Genomic DNA, 19,676 nt, shown 5'->3' with positions numbered 1-19,676 from the left:
GTTAACCCAGGACTTCGCTCAAGGGGATAAAACCTACTTGGTCACCTTCGACCAGTGTTTGCCCCTCGATCACCTCGACCAGCCCTTCAGCCCAGGCTGCGCTACGCAGGACACCGGAGCTTTGATTGCGGTAGATGATCGCACGACCATTCTCCATGCGACCTCGCAAGTATTCTCGTCGCCCGCCTGCCTTCGGCCAGGCAAACCCAGCCGGCACAGTGAACTTGAGCGGCGCCACCGACTGGACGCCCTGGCGTCGCAGCAGGTAGGGCCTTGCCAGCAATGCGAATGTCACCAGTGTCGAAGCGGGGTTTCCAGGCAGGCCTATCACCGGCACGCCACGGAAATGCCCGAAGGTCAGCGGTTTCCCGGGCTTGATGGCGAGCTTCCAAAGCGCCAACTCTCCCTCCTCGCGCAATGCGATGCCTAGAAAGTCTGCCTCCCCCACCGATACGCCGCCCGTGGACAGGATCAAGTCGACATCCAATAACTTCGCCAGGCGTTCGCGAGTAGCCGGCAAGTCGTCAGGCAGGATACCCGCATCCACAACTTCACAGCCCAGGCGCTGTAGCCAGCCACAGAGCAGCACGCGGTTGCTGTTATAGATCTGGCCCGGGCCCAGTGCTTGCCCCGGCTCGACCAACTCGTCGCCGGTGGACAGGACGGCAACGCGCACCTTGCGCACCACTTCAAGCGACGCGCAGCCCAAGGAGGCCGCCAGCCCCAGCTCGATTGGCCCCAGACGAGTACCTGCAGGCAGGACCTGCTCGCCAACGGTTGCTTCCTGTCCTTGAGGGCGAATGTTCTGCCCGCTGACCATGGGTTCGGTAAACCGTACCCGCTGATCACTTTCAACCACAGCGTTTTCTTGCATCTGCACGCAATCGGCGCCGGGCGGGACAGGTGCTCCCGTGAAGATCCGTGCGCAGGTTCCAAAGGCCAATGGCTGCGGTGCCTGCCCGGCAAAAATTCGCTGGCTGACCACCAAGGGTTCTGCGTCCCAGTCAGCCAGCCGCAAGGCATAGCCATCCATGGCGCTGTTGGGCCATGGCGGCAAATCAAGGGTCGACACCAAATCCTCGGCGAGCACCCGCCCTTGTGCGGCGGCCAAGGGTAGGCGTTCGCGCTGGACAATCGGCGTGGCCGCCGCCATTTCGAGCAATCGCTCCAACGCGACCTCGACGGCCATCAAGGCGCCAGCCTTGCCCGGTTTACCCACGGGATTCACAAGCAGCGGCCTGTTTCAAATGGGGCACGAAGTTACATGGACGATGCCGCGCGTCCAGTTGTTCGGCGAGGATCCCATCCCACCCGGTGCGCACCGCATTGGTGGAACCTGGCAGGCAGCAAACCAGCGTGCCGTTGGCCAAGCCGGCCAACGCCCGGGACTGGACCGTGGAAGTGCCGATGTCCGCCACGGAAATCTGCCGGAACAACTCACCAAAACCGTCAACCTGCTTGTCCAGCAGGCATGCGACGGCTTCCGGGGTACTGTCGCGACCAGTAAATCCTGTGCCACCGGTGATCAACACCACTTGCACCACGTCTTCGGCAATCCAGGTCGCGACCTGTGCCCGAATCTTGTACAAATCATCTTTGAGCAGGACCCGCGCCGCCAGGTTATGGCCGGCCGCAGTGAGCCGGTCGACAAAAACCTGCCCAGAGGTGTCGGTTTCCAGGGTACGGGTATCACTGACAGTCAGCACCGCAATATTGAGCGGCACGAAAGGTACATCAGCCTTGGCTTTCATAGGCTCGTCCAGTTGTAGGGGAAACAGCCCGGTGTTATATCACAGCGCTTCATTTTTTCGCCTGTGCGGAGACACGCCATGACCACGAACACTCCTCTGCCATCATGTTCCATTCTGCTATTGGCGGGTGGGCGCGGGCAACGCATGGGCGGGCAAGACAAGGGCCTGCTGGAATGGCAGGGCGAACCACTGATTGCCCATCTCCATCGCCAGACCCGGGCGCTGAGCGATGACTTGATCATCTCTTGCAACCGCAATCTGGAACGCTATGCGTTGTATGCCGATCAATTGGTACATGACGACGAAGGCGATTTTCCCGGCCCGCTGGCAGGTATCCGCGCCGGCCTCAAGGCGGCAAGGCATCCATATCTGCTGGTGCTGCCATGCGACGTTCCACAAATCGACTCAAGCCTGCTCGACAGCATGCGCGAAACAGCCAGCCGGCATCCCGACCGACCGCTCATGGTGCGTCACGGCGAGCATTGGGAACCGCTGCTGTGCGTCATTCCGCGGGCGCTGGCAGGTGCCTTCGAACAGGCCTGGTGCGAAGGCGAACGAAGCCCCGGCCGCATCATGCGCACGCTCCACGCCGTTGCGTTGCCATGCCCCGCCAACGATCCTCGGCTGGCGAATCTGAATACCCCGGAATTACTGGCCCAACACAATGGCGTGTCAGATTGACACTAGCCAGGAACTTGCGTGCAATGTATACGTCTGAAGGTTAGTAACTTGAAGAATCCATTTCGGAGAAACACCATGACTCAACGGACCCTCGCCACTTTCATGCTCGCACTGGGCCTTGCCACTCTCGCCGGTTGCGCATCGCCAACAGTGATCACCTTGAATGACGGTCGCGAAATCCAGGCCGTCGACACGCCCAAGTACGACGAAGAAAGCGGCTTCTACGAATTCGAGCAACTGGACGGCAAGCACACTCGCGTGAACAAGGATCAGGTTCGTACCGTTAAAGACCTGTAATCTTCAACGCCACGACCAGATACAGAAAAGCCCGCAATATTTGCGGGCTTTTTTGTGCCGGTCAGAAAGCCAGGTCGGTTACCACTGCAACGTAATGCCGCTTTCAAAAACACGTTCCTGGCCAGTGACGGGATCGATGAAACGCAGCCCTTGGGCCAGCAGCTTAAGTGGATTGGCGTAGTCGTCATCGGCGTCCCGCAGCACATCAGGATAAAACGGATCGTTACAGATGGCGGCGCCAAGGGCGTTCATGTGAACCCGCAACTGGTGCTTCTTGCCCGTAACCGGATACAGGCCATAGCGCCACAGCTCGCCGTTTCTTTCCAGCACCTCAATGGTCGTCTCGGTATTGGGTTCGCCCGGACCTTCCTGCATCCGGAAGAACGGTTCGCCATCGATCATTCGGCTTTTATGCACCCTAGGAAAGGTTAATTCAGGCAGCGCGCGAGCAATGGCCTGGTAGCGCTTGTCGATCTGCCGGGTGGGAAACAGCGATTGATAAGCCGAACGAGTGTGCGGGTTGGCTGAAAACAGCACCAGCCCGGCCGTGTGCCGATCGATACGATGCAACGGCACCAGATGGGGATTGTCCAGTCGCCGGATCAGTCGTCGCAACAGGGTTTGCTCGACATATTCGCCTGCCGGAGTGACCGGCAAAAAATGCGGTTTGTCCGCCACCACCAAATGCTCGTCGGCATACAGGATCGACTCCAGCACGGGGATCGGCTTCTCGTCGGGCACTTCACGAAAATAGTGGATGCGCAGGCCTTCACGGTAGGGCAAGTCGACACCGATCGCCTTGCCCTCCCCATCCAGCACCCGCCCCCGGGCGATGCGGTCCAGCCATTGCTCGCGGCTGATAGCACTGAAATGCTCACACAGGCACTCCAATACCGTCTGCCAGGAACCGGGGGGTAGATACAACGTACTGGCTTGATGGTGGGCAGCGGAAAACGAGGAACCGGACATTGAAGACTCTTAGCCATTTTGCAGGGCAGCATTATCTGCCAGTCGCGCCAGCCAGCCCAGTAGTGATTGCTTCAGGCCGGGATCGACGTTGGCTTCGCCGCCGCCTCGGTGAATTCTTTCAACCAGCGCAGCACTTCCACCGCCTCCCAGCGCCCCGGATCGTACAATGCGTACAACAGGCCCTGGTAACCGACCACATCCAGCTGCTTATGGTAGCCGGCACGCTGGAACAACGCTTCAATCTCGGCAAAGCAGGTGTTGAAATGCAGTTTGTTGAAGGGGGTCTTGCCTTCGGTCACCAGCCCGTCCAGGCGTAACTCCTGGACAGCCTCGCGCACAACGTCCACGGACATCCGGTTCACGCTGTTCTTCAATTGTTCGACATTGACCAAGGGGTGCACTCCAGATAGCTGTATGGGCATACAGTAACCGAAGAATGCGATTTTCGCCAATGACCTGCATGTAGATACGATGAGTGGAAAGGCTATCAGCGCAGAAACGCGACAACCTGTTCGGCATCAAAAGGCCAGTCCAACTCTGCGCCAGTATCGATTCTGCGCAGGACCGGGATTCGTAGCCCATAGGCCTCAGCCATCGCTTCGCTTTCGCTGATATCCACCAGCTCCACCAACAGTCCATGTTCAACCAAAGGCATCAACTCCGCTTCGGCCACTTCACAGAGGTGGCAACCCAGGGTGCTGAACAGCTTGCATTCAGGAGGCATGACGGTAGACCCACAAAAGAGAGACGGTCATTCTAGGCCTGCCCCAGGAAACCGTCGAGCCGCTGTCTCTCTTGAGGGTGTCTCGGTAAAACGCTGATGCAAATCACTGAACGCGAAAGTTTTTCCGGCGATGCTTAGCACTTTTTTCCCTCTACGCTGTGTCTCAGAACCTTGAACCGGAGTGCCCCTTGTTTGCCAACCTGCTGATCATTCTTGCCTCGTCCCTGGTGGTCATCGCCTTGTTCAGGCGACTGCGCCTGCCACCGGTACTGGGCTACCTCTGTGTCGGGTTGGCGGTGGGGCCGACCGCGCTGAACTGGGTGAATGACAGCGAAGAACTGCCAGACCTGGCCGAGCTCGGCGTGGTTTTCCTGTTGTTTTCGTTGGGACTGGAGTTCTCTCTGTCGAAGATGCTCGAACTGCGTCGGGTCGTGTTCGGCCTTGGCAGCCTGCAGGTGGTGTGTTCGGGTGCGCTCCTGGCGGCATTACTGACATTCTGCGGTGCGCCAGTGATAGCCGCACTGTTGCTCGGCACAGGATTGGCCTTGTCGTCCACCGCCATTGTCAGCAAGGAGTTGACGAGTCTGGGGGAGATTTTCAGCAGTCACGGCCAGAACGCCATCGGCGTGCTGCTGTTCCAGGATGTGGTCGCGGTGCTGTTGCTGACCCTGGTACCGGTATTCGCCGGCAGCAGCGAGCACCCTTGGTATTGGGCGCTGCCCCTGACTTTGGGCAAGACCCTGGTCTTGTTCGGTGGCCTACTGCTAGCCAGCCGCCTGCTACTGCCCCGACTGTTCCATGAAGTGGCTGCGTCCCGGTCCGCAGAACTGTTCGTGCTGCTGGCCCTGGTGATCGTGTTGCTGACGGCATGGCTGACACACCTGCTCGGCCTGTCACCGGCCCTGGGGGCGTTTCTGGCGGGCATGCTGTTGGGGGAAAGCCACTACCGGCATCAGATCGAGGCCGATATCCGCCCGTTCCGCGACATCCTGCTGGGGCTGTTTTTCGTCAGCATCGGCATGCTGATCGATCTGCAGTTGTTCATCGATGACGGTCTGCTGATCCTTGGTTTGACCCTGGCGCTGATGCTCATCAAGGGCTGCGTGGTCGCCGTGCTGGTGAAATGGCGCGGCAGCGACGGTGAAACCGCCTGGCGCAGTGGCCTGGCCCTGGCCCAGGGTGGCGAATTCTGTTTTGCCTTGATGGCGCAGATGCAGCAGAACCGCCTCATGCCGGCCGATATCAGTGGCCTGCTGCTGGCGGCGACCTTCTGTTCCATGCTGCTGACCCCGCTGTTGCTGCGCGCCGCACCCCACATCGCCGCGCGCCTGCATCGCAAACCCAACGAAGAGGCGCAACTGGACCAGATCAGCGCGCTTAACGCTGGCTTGTCGGGCCACGTGGTCATTTGCGGGTATGGGCGTGTCGGCCAGTCCATCGGGCGCTTTCTTCGTCGGGAAAACCAGGCGTTCGTCGCCCTGGATGATGACCCGGTGATCATCCGGGAAGCCACCGTCGGGGAGCACTGCGTGCATTACGGTGATTCGCGACGCGGCGACCTGCTGGTCGCCGTCGGCCTGGGCCGCGCCAGGTTGCTGGTGATTGCGGTCGACAAGACCGACATCGCCATCACCGTCCTCAGGGAAGCCCGGCGACTCAACCCTCAGGTGCCGATCCTGGTACGCACCCGCGATGACAGCCAACTGGCCGAGTTGCAGGCGGCCGGGGCCAGCGAAGTGGTCCCGGAGCTGCTGGAGTCGAGCCTCATGCTGGCCTCCCACGCCTTGATCATGCTCGGCCTGCCCGAGCAGCAGGTCCGGCATCATGTGGATCAGGTCCGGCATGACCGCTATCGCTTGCTACACGGCTTTTATCCGGGCAATCAGGACAAAGAGCCTTAGTCCTGGCTGACCGCGCCGATCTTGTGGATCGACAGGTCGGCGCCGTAGTACTCCTCTTCCTGCGTCAACCGCAGCCCCAGCAAGACCTTGATCACTCCATAGACCGCGAACCCACCGGCCAGGGCGATGACAACGCCCAGCGCCGTGCCGAACAGCTGGCTGATCAGGCTGACTCCTCCCAGCCCACCCAAGGCGCTTTGGCCGAAGATGCCGCAGGCGATACCGCCCCAGACGCCACACAACCCATGCAACGGCCACACCCCCAGCACATCGTCGATCTTCCACTTGCCCTGGGCGGCGGTGAAACACCAGACAAACAAGGCGCCGGCGATGACACCGGTCGCCAGCGCGCCGACCGGATGCATCAGGTCGGATCCGGCACAAACCGCCACCAGGCCAGCCAACGGGCCGTTGTGCAGGAAGCCTGGGTCATTGCGCCCGACAATCAATGCCGCCACGGTACCGCCCACCATGGCCATCAACGAGTTGACCGCCACCAGCCCGCTTACCCCAGGCAGGGTCTGGGCACTCATCACGTTGAAACCGAACCAGCCGACAATCAGGATCCACGACCCCAGGGCCAGGAACGGAATGCTCGAGGGCGCGAACGCCACCAGGCGGCCGTCCCGGTAGCGGCCGTTGCGCGGCCCGAGCAAGAGCACGGCGGCCAACGCCAGCCAGCCGCCCATGGCGTGCACCACCACGGAACCGGCGAAGTCATGGAAGCCGGCACCGAACCGAGCCTGTAACCAGGCTTGCAGGCCAAAATTGCCGTTCCAGACCAAGCCTTCGAAGAATGGATAAACAAACGCCACGATCAGCACCGTGGCGCACAACTGCGGCGCAAACCGGGCACGTTCGGCAATCCCACCGGAGATGATGGCCGGAATCGCGGCGGCAAATGTCAGTAGGAAGAAGAACTTCACCAGGCTATAACCATGATCGGCGCTGAGCACCGCTGCCGGTTGCAGAAAGGTCACACCGTAGGAAATCCAGTAGCCTATAAAGAAATAGGCCAGGGTCGAGACAGCGAAATCGCTGAGGATCTTGGACAGTGCATTGACCTGGTTCTTTTGCCGGACGGTTCCCACTTCAAGGAACGCAAAACCGGCATGCATCGCCAGAACCATCACCGCACCCAGCAGAATGAACAACGTGTTGGAGCTATGGAGGAGACTCTCCACAGCGCTTTGCATATTTTCCATGGTGTTGGCAGACCTGAAAAAGTTAAAAAAAGCACCAAACCGGTTCGCCCGCCCTGCCGGCGCACCAAATTGAAACGACTCACCAGCCTACCGAAGGCTCATGACCCGCTTTGGTGCGCGCAAACTGACAACACGACATCCCGCTTTGAGGTGCTTCGCGGGTTTTGATTATTTAGGTTAAGGTTTTGCGGGGTTGTGCCCAGCTTCAGCGCACTGGTGCAGGGTGTCGCACCAGTACATGGCAATGCCTGAGCAAAAGTTGTACCAGCCACTTTCACTGAACCTTCCGACAAGGCTCATACTCGAACGCTTCAGACGTCACTTACGGAGATTCACCCCATGGCCAGAACCCAGGCAAAGACCGCTCAAGAAATCCTGATGGAAGATTTTCAGACACTGGTCAGCGACACCGAACGGTTGCTGGATCACACCGCGACGCTGGCAGGTGACCAGGCGGATGAATTGCGCAGCCAGATTCACGAAACGCTCTTGCGCGCCCGTGAAACCCTCAAATTGACCGAAGACTCGGTACGCGAACGGGGCCAGGCCGCAGTCACCGCCACCGAGGAATACGTACAGGCCAACCCTTGGCAGTCCGTCGGCATTGCAGCGGGCGTGGGCTTTTTGATCGGTCTGCTGGCAACGCGGCGCTGATCATGGGGATCGAACAACCGGGCTCGTCCGAAGCGGGCACACAACCAACAGCGCGCCGCCTGGGCGCGGCATTCCTTGGCCTGCTGCACAGCCATGTCGAACTGTTCGGCATCGAATTGCAGGAACAAAAGGCCCGCACCGTCAGCCTGCTGCTGTTCGCCGGGCTTGCGCTGGTGTTCGGTTTGCTGCTGCTGGTCGGGCTTTCGGCGCTGGTGCTGATCCTGGTATGGGATACCTATCGCCTGGCGGGCATCATCGGTCTGTGCCTGTTTTATCTGCTGGCGGCGCTGTTCTGTGGTCTTCGGCTCAAGGCAGCGATCTATGACGAATCGTCTCCCTTCCATGCCACCCTCGAAGAATTGGCCAATGATCGGGAGCGCCTGCTGCCATGAGCTTGCCTGATATTCCTCAAGCCCGGACCCGCCAGGAAATGCGCAAGGCGCTGGTGCGTCTGCGTATGGAAATGCACCGCCAGGAAATCCGCCAGGAAACGCGCCAGTTGCTGCAACCGCTGCAACGGGTTCGCGGCTTGACGCAAAGCTGGCATGAAGGCTTCGGCATCAAGCATGCGCCGCTTTGGGGCGTGGCCGCGGTGACCTTGCTAGGCTTCATCACGGGCAAACGCAGCCGCAGCGGTGGCGCCGGCGGCGTGACAAGCCTGATACGCCTGGCGACGACGCTGCTGCCACTGATCAAATTGGCCAAAAGCGTGCGCAAGCCCTGAAGCCCCACACCCTGTGGCGAGCGAGCTCCCTCGCCACAGGGGTGTTGTGCTTGACCATCCTCCTCTGTGCACGAACCCACGGCCCTTGCAGGGCGCGCCACGAACCGGGAAGCTAGGGTATCGATCTCATCAAACGGAGTAACCGGCCTTGGATTGGCATACCCTGCTGACTCGCGAACGTCTCGGAAAAACCTTGCACAGCCCGGAAGAGCTGGGCCGTAGCCCGTTTCACAAAGACCACGACCGCATCATCTTTTCCGGTGCCTTTCGCCGCCTCGGCCGCAAGACACAGGTGCACCCGGTCTCCAGTAACGATCACATCCACACGCGCCTGACCCATTCCCTGGAAGTCAGTTGCGTCGGACGTTCCCTGGGCATGCGTGTGGGAGAGACCATCCGCAGCGCCCTGCCCGACTGGTGCGAACCCAGCGACTTGGGCATGGTCGTGCAATCGGCCTGCCTGGCCCACGACATCGGTAACCCGCCGTTCGGTCACTCCGGTGAAGACGCTATTCGCTACTGGTTCCAGCAAGCCGCAGGCCGCGGTTGGCTTGACGCCATGAGCGAAGCCGAGCGCAACGACTTCCTCAACTTCGAAGGTAACGCCCAAGGATTCCGGGTCCTGACACAACTTGAATATCATCAGTTCGACGGCGGTACTCGACTGACCTATGCCACCCTCGGAACCTATCTGAAATACCCCTGGACCGCCCGCCACGCCGACTCCCTGGGTTATAAGAAGCACAAGTTCGGTTGCTACCAGAGCGAACTGCCGCTACTGGAACAGATCGCCCACAAGCTTGGCCTGCCCCAAATCGAAGACCAGCGCTGGGCACGGCACCCTCTGGTGTACCTGATGGAAGCCGCCGATGACATCTGCTATGCGCTGATCGACCTGGAGGACGGCGTGGAGATGGATCTGCTGGAGTATCCGCAGGTAGAGTCGCTGCTCCTGGATCTGGTGGGAGACGATCTTCCAGACACCTATCGCCAACTGGGGCCACTGGATTCCCGACGGCGAAAGCTGGCGATCCTGCGGGGCAAGGCCATCGAACACCTGACCAACGCCGCCGCCAGGGCGTTCGTCGAGCAGCAGGAGGCGTTGTTGGCCGGCACGCTGCCAGGCGACCTGGTGGAGCACATGCATGGCCCGGCCAAACGCTGCGTACTGAATGCCAAGGACATGGCCCGCAAGAAAATATTCCAGGACAAGCGCAAGACCCTTCACGAAATCGGCGCCTACACGACGCTGGAAATCTTGCTCAATGGATTTTGTGGCGCGGCTCTGGAACAGCACGGGGGCCGTACGCCTTCGTTCAAGAATCGCCGCATCCTCGATCTGCTGGGCAACAACGCACCCGACCCCAACGGCCCGTTGCATGGTGCATTCCTGCGAATGATCGATTTCATCGCCGGAATGACCGACAGTTACGCCAGCGAAATGGCCCAGGAAATGACGGGCCGCACCCGGCAATAAGCTGTGTGGGTGCTGCGGTGCGCCGGGGTTCCTTCCAGCCACAAAAACTTGTGGGAGCGAGCCTGCTCGCGATGCGCCCGCTCACTATCGCGAGCAGGCTCGCTCCCACATGAGTTGCGCTGCGTACCGAGGTTCTGTGCCCCCTCCAACAATGGGCTTTCGGGCAAGTTTCACATCAGGAAGAAATGTGAAACCTGCCCGCAATATTGAATCCCCCTTCCCACTTCTCACTTATTTTTATAAACAACTCATTGAAGGAAACATCCTTTCATAAACTGCTATCAGATCCCCCTTCCTATTTCATCCACCTACTAAAAACCCAATCACACCGTAGTACCCTGCCTCTTTTTTTGTAGGAAACGTCTGAAACTACGAAGGCATGCCTTTCTCCTCGTACGGCCCTGGCTTTAACTGGGCTAAGGTGCGCGCTTTATTTAAGCTCGTAGGGATACTTTATTCATGAACTCCGTTTTCATTGTCGACGATCATCCGGTCATCCGCCTCGCCGTTCGCATGCTTCTGGAGCATGAGGGCTATAAGGTCGTAGGGGAAACTGACAACGGCGTCGACGCGATGCAAATGGTGCGCGAATGCATGCCAGACCTGGTGATCCTGGACATCAGCATTCCCAAGCTTGACGGGTTGGAAATCCTGTCACGCTTCAACGCCATGACCACACCGCTCAAAACGCTGGTGCTCACGGCACAGTCTCCCACGCTGTTCGGTATCCGATGCATGCAGTCCGGCGCCTCTGGTTACGTTTGTAAACAAGAAGACCTCAGTGAGCTTGTCAGCGCGATCAAAGCCGTATTGTCCGGCTACAACTATTTCCCCAGCCAAGCGCTGAACCCGGTCCGCCAGGATGACCCGCGCAGTATCGAGTTGGATCTGTTCAAGAGTGTCAATGATCGGGAGTTGATGGTACTGCAACTTTTTGCCCAGGGCCGTACCAACAAAGAAATAGCCAAAGGTATGTTCCTAAGTAATAAAACCGTCAGCACCTATAAAAAACGGTTGATGCAAAAACTTAAAGTCAAATCCCTGGTAGAACTGATTGAAATGGCGAAGCGCAACGCGCTGGTATGAGAAAGAACAGGATGCTCAAGTGCATAAAGGCATGTCTCCTGCTGCTGAGCGCCGGATTATATGCAGGGGGCCTCGCGGCGGCAGCGAATGAGCCCGAAGCCTATACGCTTCTAGGGCGTTCAACCCCGGCTCCTAGCGAGATCAGGCTGGATGACGCCCACCGCGCCTGGCTGCAGAGCCGGCGGGAGTTGGTTCTAGGCACCTCTGCGCCGGACTATCCGCCCTTCGATCTTTCCACCAGCGGGCGCGACTATGAGGGCATGACCGCCGACTACGCCGGTATCATCGCCCAAGCGACCGGCCTGCCCATGAAGGTCCTGCGATTCGCTTCCCGTGAGGCGGCCATCATTGCGCTCCAGAACGGGCAAATCGACCTGCTGGGGACCGCCAACGGTTTCGAAGCCCGCAACCCCGGCATTGTCCTGTCGATGCCATATGCAGTGGACCAGCCCGTGCTCGTCACCCGGACAAATGAAAGCCGATCCTTGACTGAAGACCTCAAGGGGTTGCGGCTGAGCATGGTCTATCACTACCTGCCGCTACCGGAAATCGAAAAACTCTACCCCCAGGCGCTCATCACCACCTATCCCTCTTACCAGAACGCCATAAACGCCGTTGCCTTCGGCCAGGCCGATGTATTTCTCGGCGATACCATTTCTACCCATTACATGATCAGCAAGGGGTACTTGAGCAATATCCGCATGGCCAGTTTCGGGAAACATGAGTCCTACGGGTTCGGTTTCGCAGTGCGGCGCGACGACACCCGGTTGTTGGAAATCATCAACGCCACGCTGAACCAGATTTCCGTCGCCGAGCAAGCGGCCATCTTCAAGCGCTGGAGCGCGGGCAGCGACCTGTTCCTCACGGAGCACAAAATACAACTGACTGAACGGGAGGAACGCTGGCTGGCCAGGCACCCGGTGGTTCGGGTGGCCGTGAACGAAACGGCGGCCCCCTTCACGTTCTTTGATTCGGACGGTGATTTGCGCGGAATCAGCGCCGACCTGCTGGAGCTGATCCGGCTGCATACCGGCTTGCGCCTGGACATCCAGCGGCGCCAGAACGACAGCGAAATGATTGCCGCCGTGCTGAATGGTGAAGCCGACATGATCGCTGCACTTTTGCCGAGCAGCGAACGCCAGCAACAACTTAAATTCAGCCGTCCCTACATCGACAGCTCGTTTGTGCTGCTGACCCGCAGGCAATCCGATACACCGGCGACACTCGACCAGTTCGGGGCCCGGAGCCTGGCGATCGCCAAGGGCAATCCGGTCATCGAATGGCTGCGCAACCAGTACCCGAGCCTCAAGATAATCGAAACCATCGACGCCTCGCATGCCATTGAAATGCTCGCCCAGGGCCAGGTCGACGGCAGCGTGCATTCCCTGGTCATGGCCAACTATTTCATCTCGTCTCACTCGCTGCGCGACACCTTGCAAATCAGCAGCACCGTCGGCACTCAGCAGGCCATGTTCTCACTGGCCACCGGGAAAAATGCCATCGAGCTGAACTCCATTCTCGACAAGGCCTTGACCAGCATCGACCCCGACGAGCTGGGCGTCATCAACAACCGATGGCGCGGCTACGTCTCGGCATCGCAATACACCTGGCGCACCTATAACCGTCTGTTCTTCCAGATCGTCGCAGGCGTCGGCCTGTTGCTGCTGCTTTCTCTGGCATGGAATGCCTACATGCAGCGCCAGATCAGACAACGGCAACGGGCCGAACTGGCCCTCAACGACCAGCTCGAGTTCATGCACTCGCTGCTCAACGGCACCCCTCACCCCATTTACGTGAGAGATCGCCACGGCTTCCTGCAAAGCTGCAACGACAGCTACCTGGAAACGTTCGGGGCCAAACGCGAAGACGTCATCGGCAAGAATGTCATGCCCGGGTCCATGAGCAATGCTTTCGAAGCGCAGGAGTACCAGGCGGACTATCAGCGCGTCATGGCCGAAGGCACCGCCCTGATCGTGGACCGGCCGCTGCACATTGGAGACAAAAAGCTGACGATCTATCACTGGATCCTCCCCTACCGTAACTCCACCGCAGAAGTGCAAGGCATCATTGGCGGCTGGATCGACATCAGCGAGCGGCGCCAGCTCTTCGAGGAGCTGCGTGCTTCCAAGAAACAGGCTGATGACGCGAACCGGGCCAAAAGCACGTTCCTGGCGACCATGAGCCATGAAATCCGTACCCCCATGAACGCCGTGATCGGCATGCTGGAACTGGCCTTGAAACATGCCGAAAAGGGGCATTTGGACCGCTCGGCCATAGAAGTCGCGTACGAGTCGGCTTCCGGCATGCTGGAACTGATAGGCGATATCCTGGACATCGCGCGGATCGAATCAGGTCATCTGAGCCTGGCGCCCGAGCGAGTCAATCTCAGGGCCATGCTGCAATCGGTCATACGAGTCTTCGAAGGCTTGGCCCGACAGAAAAACCTGGCGCTGTCACTGCAGTTTGACCCTTGCGAAGGCAACCCGGACGTATTGATTGACCCCTTGCGATTCAAACAGGTGCTCTCGAACCTGATCAGCAACGCCCTCAAATTCACCGAACAAGGTCGGGTACAAATCAAGGTGCACCTGTCACGCACCGCCCAGGACAACGTCGTGCACATGCAACTGGAGGTCAGTGACAGCGGCATTGGCATCAGCCCGACGGACCTGCAACGTCTGTTCGAACCCTTTGCCCAGGTCGACAATACCGGCCGGATGGCCCGCAAGGGTGCCGGGCTGGGGCTGGTGATCAGTCGCAACCTGTGCCAGATGATGGGCGGCAGCCTGCATATGAGCAGCCAGCCGGGCACTGGCACGCAAGTCCAGGTCCGCCTGCAACTGACCGTCCTGCCCCCGACAATGGCTATCGCGCCCGCCGAACCGCAGATCGACACGGCCGCTACCGCGCTGAACGTCCTGGTCGTGGACGATCATCCGGCCAATCGTTTGTTGATGTCACAACAGCTGGAATATCTGGGCCATCACTATCAGGTGGCCCTCGATGGCGCACAAGGGCTCGAGACCTGGCATGAAGGGCATTTCGACCTGGTGATCGCCGATTGCAACATGCCCATCATGAGCGGTTATCAACTGGCCAGGTCGATTCGGCAACGAGAGTCCGAACAACAACTGCCGCCCTGCACCATCCTGGGGTTTACCGCCAATGCGCAGCCCGAGGAAAAACAACACTGCCTGGACGCCGGCATGGATGACTGCCTGTTCAAACCGATCAGCCTGAGCGCCCTGAGCCAATGGATGAGGACGGTCAAACCCATCAACCGACCACGTGTTTTCAATGTACTGAGTCTAAAGGCCTTGACCGGCGGTGACCCACACTCCACACGACGCCTGCTGGCCGAGTTACTCAGCAGCAACCGTTCGGACCGCCAAGAACTGCTTGGCATCGCCCGCAGCGGCAACCGGCAGGCATTGATCGAAGCGGCGCACAAAATAAAAGGCGTCGCCCGAATTGTGCAGGCGAGCTCGTTGATCCAGCGCTGTGAGGCACTGGAACAAGCGTGTCATCAGGCACAGGCGCCTGAGCGAACGAGCGAATGCGCCGAGGCCCTCGATCAAGCCATGACGGAACTGGAACGGGCCCTGGAAACAGAGATCGCCAAGGCAAAATAATCCAGCGTTTACTATGCTGTTCGCTCAGCAGTGCGTATCAGGGGCGTTCTCAATCAGTTGCCTCAACGCACCGGAAAACTGATTGAGAACGCGCCCTATCACTTGGAGTGACTGCAATGCCCAGCGCACCGCCTCCGGAAAAACGCCGGTTTCCCCTTCACGTCCACATCAGCATGATGTTTACCCTGCTTCTGTTGCTGACCGGGGTGGTACTGGGCATTTTCAACTACCAACAAACCACGCAAATCATCCTGTCCAGCAGTGAAAAGCTGTTCAACCGGATTGAACAGGATGTGCGCCTGGATTTGTACGACACCTACGAACCGATCCGCCACCTGCTGGGCCTGCTGGCCGACTACCCGGCGACACGCACGCCCCAGATGGCCGGGCGCATGGCCCTGCTCCCCCCTTTCAGCCAGGCGCTGCGGGACAACCCGAACCTGGCGTCGCTGTACCTGGGCGACAGCAACGGCGACTTTCTGATGGTCCGGCCCCTGCGCACGGCGGCCCTGAAAGCCATCCTGAAGGCGCCGGCCAATGCGGCCTATCAGGTCTGGACCGTGGAACGAGCGAACAACCAAGGCCCGGTTATCTCCCAGTCGTTGTTTTACGACGAGGCCCTGGTGCTCATCGCCCGCCAGGACATCGCCGACGAAACCTACGATCCGCGCAGTCGCGCCTGGTTTCGCAGTGCTTTGGACAGCGCAGGCCAGATCACCACCGAACCCTACGCATTTTTTTCCACCCGTCATATCGGTACCACCCTGGCCCGGCGCAGCGGTGAGCACGCGGTCATCGGTGCCGACCTGACCCTGGCGGCGCTGTCCCAGACCCTGGCCAAACACAAAGTGACCGCCGGCACCGAGATCGTATTGCTCGACCCCCAAGGCAATGCAGTGGGCTATCCCGACAGCGACCGGCTGATTGCCGACAGCGAGTCGGCACGCCTGATCAAGGCCCGCGACCTCAGCCCGGCGATCGCCGCCGCGCTCGACAACAACGCAGATACCCCACGCCTGACGGCCGCCGGGCGCCAGTGGATCGTTTCTCGCAGCCACATGCAGGAGGGTGGGCCGCAGGGCCTGGAGTTGGCACTGCTGGTTCCTGAAGATGAGTTGCTGGCCGATGCCTATCGCATGCGCTGGCAAGGCGCGCTCGTTACCCTCACCACCTTGCTGCTGTGCCTGCCCCTGGGTTGGCTGACCTCAAGGATCCTGGTCAAACCCCTGCGCGAGCTGGTGCAGGAGGCCGATGCCATTCGCAGCTTTGATTTCAACTACCCGGTGTCGCGTCGCTCCCCCGTGCTGGAGGTCGATCAGTTGAGCCTCTCGATGGCTCGAATGAAAGACACCTTGGCGAGTTTCTTTGAAATCACTGCAAGCCTGCGCGCCGAAACCCGCTTTGCCCCCTTGCTGGAGCGAGTGCTGTTCGAGACTGTAAAAATCGGCCAGGCCCAGGCCGGCTTGATCTACCTGCGGGAAAACGACGAAGATCGGGTCAAGCCGTACGGGCTGGTGATCGATGGAACGCCTCGCGACCTCCAGGCCTTCGAGCTGAAAAGTTATGCGCTTGACGCTGACGACAGTCCGCCCTGGCTCCAGCAACTGACCGTTTCAGAAAACCTCGTGACCTCCCTGGGCTTCGAGCAGGCCGGCGACCTGCGCAGTGTCCTGCTGGCCCTGGATTCTCCGCGGGTTCACCTGATCGGTATCCGCCTGCGCAATCGTCATCAGGAAACCGTCGGCGTATTGGTACTACTGATTACCGACAGCGGCACCGAAGCCGATCTGGAAAAGCTGCAACCGGACCGCATCGCCTTCCTGCAGGCCGTGTCCGGTGCCGCCACCGTGAGCATTGAAGGCCAGCGCCTGCAAGCCAGGCAAAAGCAATTGCTCGATTCATTCATCCAATTGCTGGCCGGCGCGATCGATGCCAAGAGCCCCTACACCGGAGGCCATTGCCAGCGGGTGCCAGCCTTGACGCTGATGCTCGCCCAAGCCGCCGCTGCCAGCCAGGCGCCAGCGTTCCAAGCCTACCGGCCGACGGAGGATGAATGGGAAGCGCTGCACATCGCCGCCTGGTTGCACGATTGCGGCAAGGTCACCACGCCCGAATATGTCGTGGATAAAGCCACCAAACTGGAAACCCTGAACGACCGGATCCACGAGATCCGCACCCGTTTCGAGGTGCTCAAGCGCGACACCTGGGTCGAGTACTGGCAGGCCATCGCGACGGGTGGCGAGCCGTCAGTCTTGGCCCAGCGGCGCGACGCGGCACTGGCTAGCCTGGATGACGACTTTGCTTTTGTCGCCCGCTGCAATCTGGGCTCCGAAACCATGGCCGACGCCGACCTGCAGCGCTTGCAACACATCGCCCGTCGCCCATGGACCCGAACCCTCGATGATCGCCTGGGGGTGTCCTGGGAGGAAAACCGGCGCCAGGCGCGCACGCCCAAGCCCACCCTGCCGGTCACCGAAATGTTGTTGGCGGACAAACCCGAGCATCTGCTGGAGCGCCACGAAGCCGAACTGATTCCGGCGGACAACCCCTGGGGCTTCCAACTCGACGTGCCGCTGTGGAAATACAACCGGGGCGAACTCTATAACCTCAGCATCAAGCGAGGCACGCTGACCCGCGAGGAGCGCTATGTCATCAATCATCACATGGTGCAAACCATCCTGATGCTCAGCCAGTTGCCCTTCCCCAGCCATCTGGAGAATGTGGCGGAGATCGCCGGCGGTCATCATGAGAAGATGGATGGCAGCGGCTACCCCAAGCGCCTCAAACGCGAGGAGATGAGCCTGCCGGCACGCATGATGGCGATTGCAGATATTTTCGAAGCGCTGACGGCGGCCGACCGTCCCTACAAGAAAGCGAAGAAACTCAGCGAAGCCCTGGGCATCATGGCCACCATGTGCCGTGACGCCCACATCGATCCCGAGCTGTTCGGGTTGTTCATCCAAGCGCAGGTCTATCTCGATTACGCCAGCCAGTTCCTCGACCCGCACCAGATCGACGACGTCGACCCGGACAGCCTGCTGGTCAAAGCGGGACTGAAGGCATGATCAGCAATCGCTCAGGCGCAGGAAAATCGCGGCCAACTGTTCAATGCCGGCCTGATCATGCTCGGTGAAGCGCGCCAGTTTCGGGCTGTCCAGGTCAAGCACGCCGATCAGGCGCCCGTCCTTGACCAGCGGCACCACCAACTCGCTGTTCGACGCGCTGTCGCAGGCAATATGGCCTGCGAAGGCATGCACATCTTCGACGCGCTGGGTCTGGCGGGTCTGCGCAGCGGTGCCGCAGACACCACGACCGAAAGGAATCCGCACACAGGCGATCTGGCCCTGAAACGGCCCCAGCACCAGTTCTTCGTTGCGATTGAGGTAGAAACCGGCCCAATTCAGATCATCCAGCTGACTGAACAGGAAGGCCGAGAACTGCGCGGCATTGGCAATGAAATCACGCTCATCGGCCAGCAAGGACTCAAGCTGTGCCGATAACAAACCGTAGCCATCGAGGCCTTCGCCGGTACTCTTCAAATCGATCATGCCTTTTCCTCCAACAGTTTCAGGCCTACCCAATAACGGGCAAACTGATAAGCGCAACGCCCGTTGCGGTTGCCCCGTCCGGTGGCCCAACGCACCGCCTGGATGTCCAGCGCCTCGTCGCGCTGCCAGGCCAGGCCAGCCTTGGCCGCCAGCTCACCAATCCAGTGCTCCACCACGTTGAGGAAATGCTCCTGGGTAAACGGATAGAACGACAGCCACAAGCCGAAGCGGTCGGACAAGGCAATCTTGTCCTCCACCGCTTCGCTGGGATGAAGCTCGCCGTCCACCCGTTTCCAGTTCTCGTTGTCGCTTTCCTTTTCCGGGACCAGATGGCGGCGGTTGGAGGTGGCATACAACAGCACGTTATCCGGCGCTTGCTCGAGGGAACCGTCCAACACGCTTTTGAGCACGCGGTAATCACCTTCACCGGACTCGAACGACAAGTCATCGCAGAACACCACGAAGCGTTGCGGCAGTTTCGCGACCTGCTCGACCACCCGGGGCAGATCCGCCAGGTGATCGCGCTCGATCTCGATCAGCCGCAGGCCATGCCGGGCATGTTCGGCCAGCAAGGCCCGCACCAGGGACGATTTGCCGGTGCCACGCGAACCCCAGAGCAGCGCATGGTTGGCGGGCATGCCGTCGATGAACTGGCGGGTATTACGCCCCAATTGTTCGACCTGGCGATCCACGCCAATCAGGTCCGACAGGCGCATGTCGAGGCTGACCTGCAGCGGCAGCAAATAACCGCTGCGCCCGTCACGTTGCCAGCGGGCGGCCAGGGTCTGGGTCCAATCGATGTCGGGCCGCAGAGCCGGCAACAGAGGCTCGATCCGGGCCAGCACCGCATCGGCACGCTCAAGAAAAGCATTCAATCGCGAGTCCACGTCTTCTCCTCGGGCAGGTTCACAGTAATGATGGCGCTACAGCAACGAAACGCCGTATCCAATGGCGGGTCTACCCCACACGACACAAACCGGTTGCACCGGTATTCAGAGATGATCAGCTATGCTTGACCGGCGAAGGG

Annotated in this window: 18 protein-coding genes; 10 read left to right on the top strand and 8 right to left on the bottom strand. The window is 60.0% G+C overall.

Annotated elements, in window-relative coordinates:
- Window position 1 precedes the first annotated feature (1 nt).
- Together glp and moaB are read right to left on the bottom strand one after the other, a co-directional pair.
- The gene (glp, locus tag SGN16_RS08765) at window positions 2-1,189 is read right to left on the bottom strand and encodes a gephyrin-like molybdotransferase Glp (RefSeq protein WP_210645161.1); all 1,188 of its coding nucleotides are present in this window, start codon (window positions 1,187-1,189) and stop codon (window positions 2-4) included.
- 22 nt (window positions 1,190-1,211) lie between these two features.
- A complete protein-coding gene (gene moaB / locus SGN16_RS08760) occupies window positions 1,212-1,751 on the bottom strand; it encodes a molybdenum cofactor biosynthesis protein B (protein ID WP_210643570.1) in 540 nt (179 codons plus the stop codon).
- Window positions 1,752-1,829: 78 nt separating this feature from the next.
- Between moaB and mobA the strand changes: the two genes are divergently transcribed.
- Both mobA and SGN16_RS08750 read left to right on the top strand, forming a co-directional pair.
- Entirely contained in the window at window positions 1,830-2,432 is a 603-nt protein-coding gene (gene mobA, locus SGN16_RS08755; protein ID WP_335945356.1) for a molybdenum cofactor guanylyltransferase MobA, read from the top strand.
- A 75-nt stretch (window positions 2,433-2,507) separates the two neighbouring features.
- A complete protein-coding gene (locus tag SGN16_RS08750) occupies window positions 2,508-2,729 on the top strand; it encodes a YgdI/YgdR family lipoprotein (RefSeq protein WP_210643568.1) in 222 nt (73 codons plus the stop codon).
- Window positions 2,730-2,807: 78 nt separating this feature from the next.
- Here the strand turns inward: SGN16_RS08750 and SGN16_RS08745 are convergent, their stop codons facing one another.
- From SGN16_RS08745 to SGN16_RS08735, 3 genes are all read right to left on the bottom strand, one after another.
- Entirely contained in the window at window positions 2,808-3,698 is an 891-nt protein-coding gene (locus SGN16_RS08745; protein ID WP_335945355.1) for a pseudouridine synthase, read from the bottom strand.
- Between the two features lie 71 nt (window positions 3,699-3,769).
- Window positions 3,770-4,090 (bottom strand): transcriptional regulator, encoded by a 321-nt coding sequence (locus SGN16_RS08740; RefSeq protein WP_135844442.1) that lies wholly within the window; start codon window positions 4,088-4,090, stop codon window positions 3,770-3,772.
- A gap of 95 nt (window positions 4,091-4,185) precedes the next feature.
- Window positions 4,186-4,422 carry a glutaredoxin family protein gene (locus tag SGN16_RS08735; protein WP_210643566.1) on the bottom strand — a complete coding sequence of 79 codons (237 nt, stop codon included), beginning with the start codon at window positions 4,420-4,422 and terminating at the stop codon, window positions 4,186-4,188.
- Between the two features lie 188 nt (window positions 4,423-4,610).
- Between SGN16_RS08735 and SGN16_RS08730 the strand changes: the two genes are divergently transcribed.
- Window positions 4,611-6,323: a monovalent cation:proton antiporter-2 (CPA2) family protein gene (locus SGN16_RS08730; RefSeq protein WP_210643565.1), complete on the top strand. Its 1,713-nt coding sequence runs from the start codon at window positions 4,611-4,613 to the stop codon at window positions 6,321-6,323.
- Here the strand turns inward: SGN16_RS08730 and SGN16_RS08725 are convergent.
- Entirely contained in the window at window positions 6,320-7,528 is a 1,209-nt protein-coding gene (locus SGN16_RS08725) for an ammonium transporter (RefSeq protein ID WP_335945354.1), read from the bottom strand. The two genes, SGN16_RS08730 and SGN16_RS08725, sit on opposite strands and share 4 nt — an antisense overlap.
- 339 nt (window positions 7,529-7,867) lie before the next feature.
- Between SGN16_RS08725 and SGN16_RS08720 the strand changes: the two genes are divergently transcribed.
- The 7 genes from SGN16_RS08720 (at window position 7,868) to SGN16_RS08690 (ending at window position 18,166) form a co-directional block, all read left to right on the top strand.
- Window positions 7,868-8,182, top strand: coding sequence for a YqjD family protein (locus tag SGN16_RS08720; RefSeq protein WP_210643563.1), 315 nt, complete (start codon window positions 7,868-7,870; stop codon window positions 8,180-8,182).
- A gap of 2 nt (window positions 8,183-8,184) precedes the next feature.
- A complete protein-coding gene (locus tag SGN16_RS08715) occupies window positions 8,185-8,574 on the top strand; it encodes a phage holin family protein (protein ID WP_025212640.1) in 390 nt (129 codons plus the stop codon).
- Window positions 8,571-8,906: a hypothetical protein gene (locus SGN16_RS08710; protein ID WP_210643562.1), complete on the top strand. Its 336-nt coding sequence runs from the start codon at window positions 8,571-8,573 to the stop codon at window positions 8,904-8,906. Before SGN16_RS08715 ends, SGN16_RS08710 begins: the two co-directional genes overlap by 4 nt.
- A gap of 148 nt (window positions 8,907-9,054) precedes the next feature.
- A complete protein-coding gene (locus SGN16_RS08705; protein WP_210643561.1) occupies window positions 9,055-10,383 on the top strand; it encodes a deoxyguanosinetriphosphate triphosphohydrolase in 1,329 nt (442 codons plus the stop codon).
- Between the two features lie 459 nt (window positions 10,384-10,842).
- A complete protein-coding gene (locus tag SGN16_RS08700) occupies window positions 10,843-11,469 on the top strand; it encodes a response regulator transcription factor (protein WP_123342045.1) in 627 nt (208 codons plus the stop codon).
- A gap of 11 nt (window positions 11,470-11,480) precedes the next feature.
- Complete coding sequence (locus SGN16_RS08695; protein WP_335945353.1) at window positions 11,481-15,101, top strand: transporter substrate-binding domain-containing protein; 3,621 nt, start codon at window positions 11,481-11,483, stop codon at window positions 15,099-15,101.
- A 116-nt stretch (window positions 15,102-15,217) separates the two neighbouring features.
- Window positions 15,218-18,166, top strand: coding sequence for an HD domain-containing phosphohydrolase (locus tag SGN16_RS08690; protein WP_335945352.1), 2,949 nt, complete (start codon window positions 15,218-15,220; stop codon window positions 18,164-18,166).
- On the opposite strand, the gene SGN16_RS08685 is transcribed toward SGN16_RS08690, so the two are convergent.
- Both SGN16_RS08685 and SGN16_RS08680 read right to left on the bottom strand, forming a co-directional pair.
- Window positions 18,167-18,649 (bottom strand): GAF domain-containing protein, encoded by a 483-nt coding sequence (locus SGN16_RS08685; RefSeq protein WP_210643558.1) that lies wholly within the window; start codon window positions 18,647-18,649, stop codon window positions 18,167-18,169. It lies immediately after the preceding gene.
- Window positions 18,646-19,536, bottom strand: coding sequence for an ATP-binding protein (locus SGN16_RS08680; RefSeq protein ID WP_335945351.1), 891 nt, complete (start codon window positions 19,534-19,536; stop codon window positions 18,646-18,648). Before SGN16_RS08680 ends, SGN16_RS08685 begins: the two co-directional genes overlap by 4 nt.
- Window positions 19,537-19,676: the final 140 nt, after the last annotated feature.

It is taken from the genome of Pseudomonas sp. G166 (assembly GCF_037027455.2).
In the GTDB taxonomy this organism is placed as follows: domain Bacteria; phylum Pseudomonadota; class Gammaproteobacteria; order Pseudomonadales; family Pseudomonadaceae; genus Aquipseudomonas.
The sequence above is the reverse complement of the archived record's forward strand: the minus strand, read 5'-3'. Positions and strand labels throughout refer to the sequence as shown.

Bases quoted from the DNA above. Each gene is read 5' to 3' on its own strand.
- SGN16_RS08720 (WP_210643563.1), top strand. From the start codon at position 7,868: ATGGCCAGAACCCAGGCAAAGACCGCTCAAGAAATCCTGATGGAAGAT.
- SGN16_RS08695 (WP_335945353.1), top strand. From the start codon at position 11,481: ATGCTCAAGTGCATAAAGGCATGTCTCCTGCTGCTGAGCGCCGGATTA.
- SGN16_RS08725 (WP_335945354.1), bottom strand. From the start codon at position 7,528: ATGGAAAATATGCAAAGCGCTGTGGAGAGTCTCCTCCATAGCTCCAAC.
- SGN16_RS08715 (WP_025212640.1), top strand. From the start codon at position 8,185: ATGGGGATCGAACAACCGGGCTCGTCCGAAGCGGGCACACAACCAACA.
- SGN16_RS08745 (WP_335945355.1), bottom strand. From the start codon at position 3,698: ATGTCCGGTTCCTCGTTTTCCGCTGCCCACCATCAAGCCAGTACGTTG.
- SGN16_RS08735 (WP_210643566.1), bottom strand. From the start codon at position 4,422: ATGCCTCCTGAATGCAAGCTGTTCAGCACCCTGGGTTGCCACCTCTGT.
- SGN16_RS08750 (WP_210643568.1), top strand. From the start codon at position 2,508: ATGACTCAACGGACCCTCGCCACTTTCATGCTCGCACTGGGCCTTGCC.
- SGN16_RS08690 (WP_335945352.1), top strand. From the start codon at position 15,218: ATGCCCAGCGCACCGCCTCCGGAAAAACGCCGGTTTCCCCTTCACGTC.
- SGN16_RS08710 (WP_210643562.1), top strand. From the start codon at position 8,571: ATGAGCTTGCCTGATATTCCTCAAGCCCGGACCCGCCAGGAAATGCGC.
- SGN16_RS08700 (WP_123342045.1), top strand. From the start codon at position 10,843: ATGAACTCCGTTTTCATTGTCGACGATCATCCGGTCATCCGCCTCGCC.
- moaB (WP_210643570.1), bottom strand. From the start codon at position 1,751: ATGAAAGCCAAGGCTGATGTACCTTTCGTGCCGCTCAATATTGCGGTG.
- mobA (WP_335945356.1), top strand. From the start codon at position 1,830: ATGACCACGAACACTCCTCTGCCATCATGTTCCATTCTGCTATTGGCG.
- SGN16_RS08685 (WP_210643558.1), bottom strand. From the start codon at position 18,649: ATGATCGATTTGAAGAGTACCGGCGAAGGCCTCGATGGCTACGGTTTG.
- glp (WP_210645161.1), bottom strand. From the start codon at position 1,189: ATGGCCGTCGAGGTCGCGTTGGAGCGATTGCTCGAAATGGCGGCGGCC.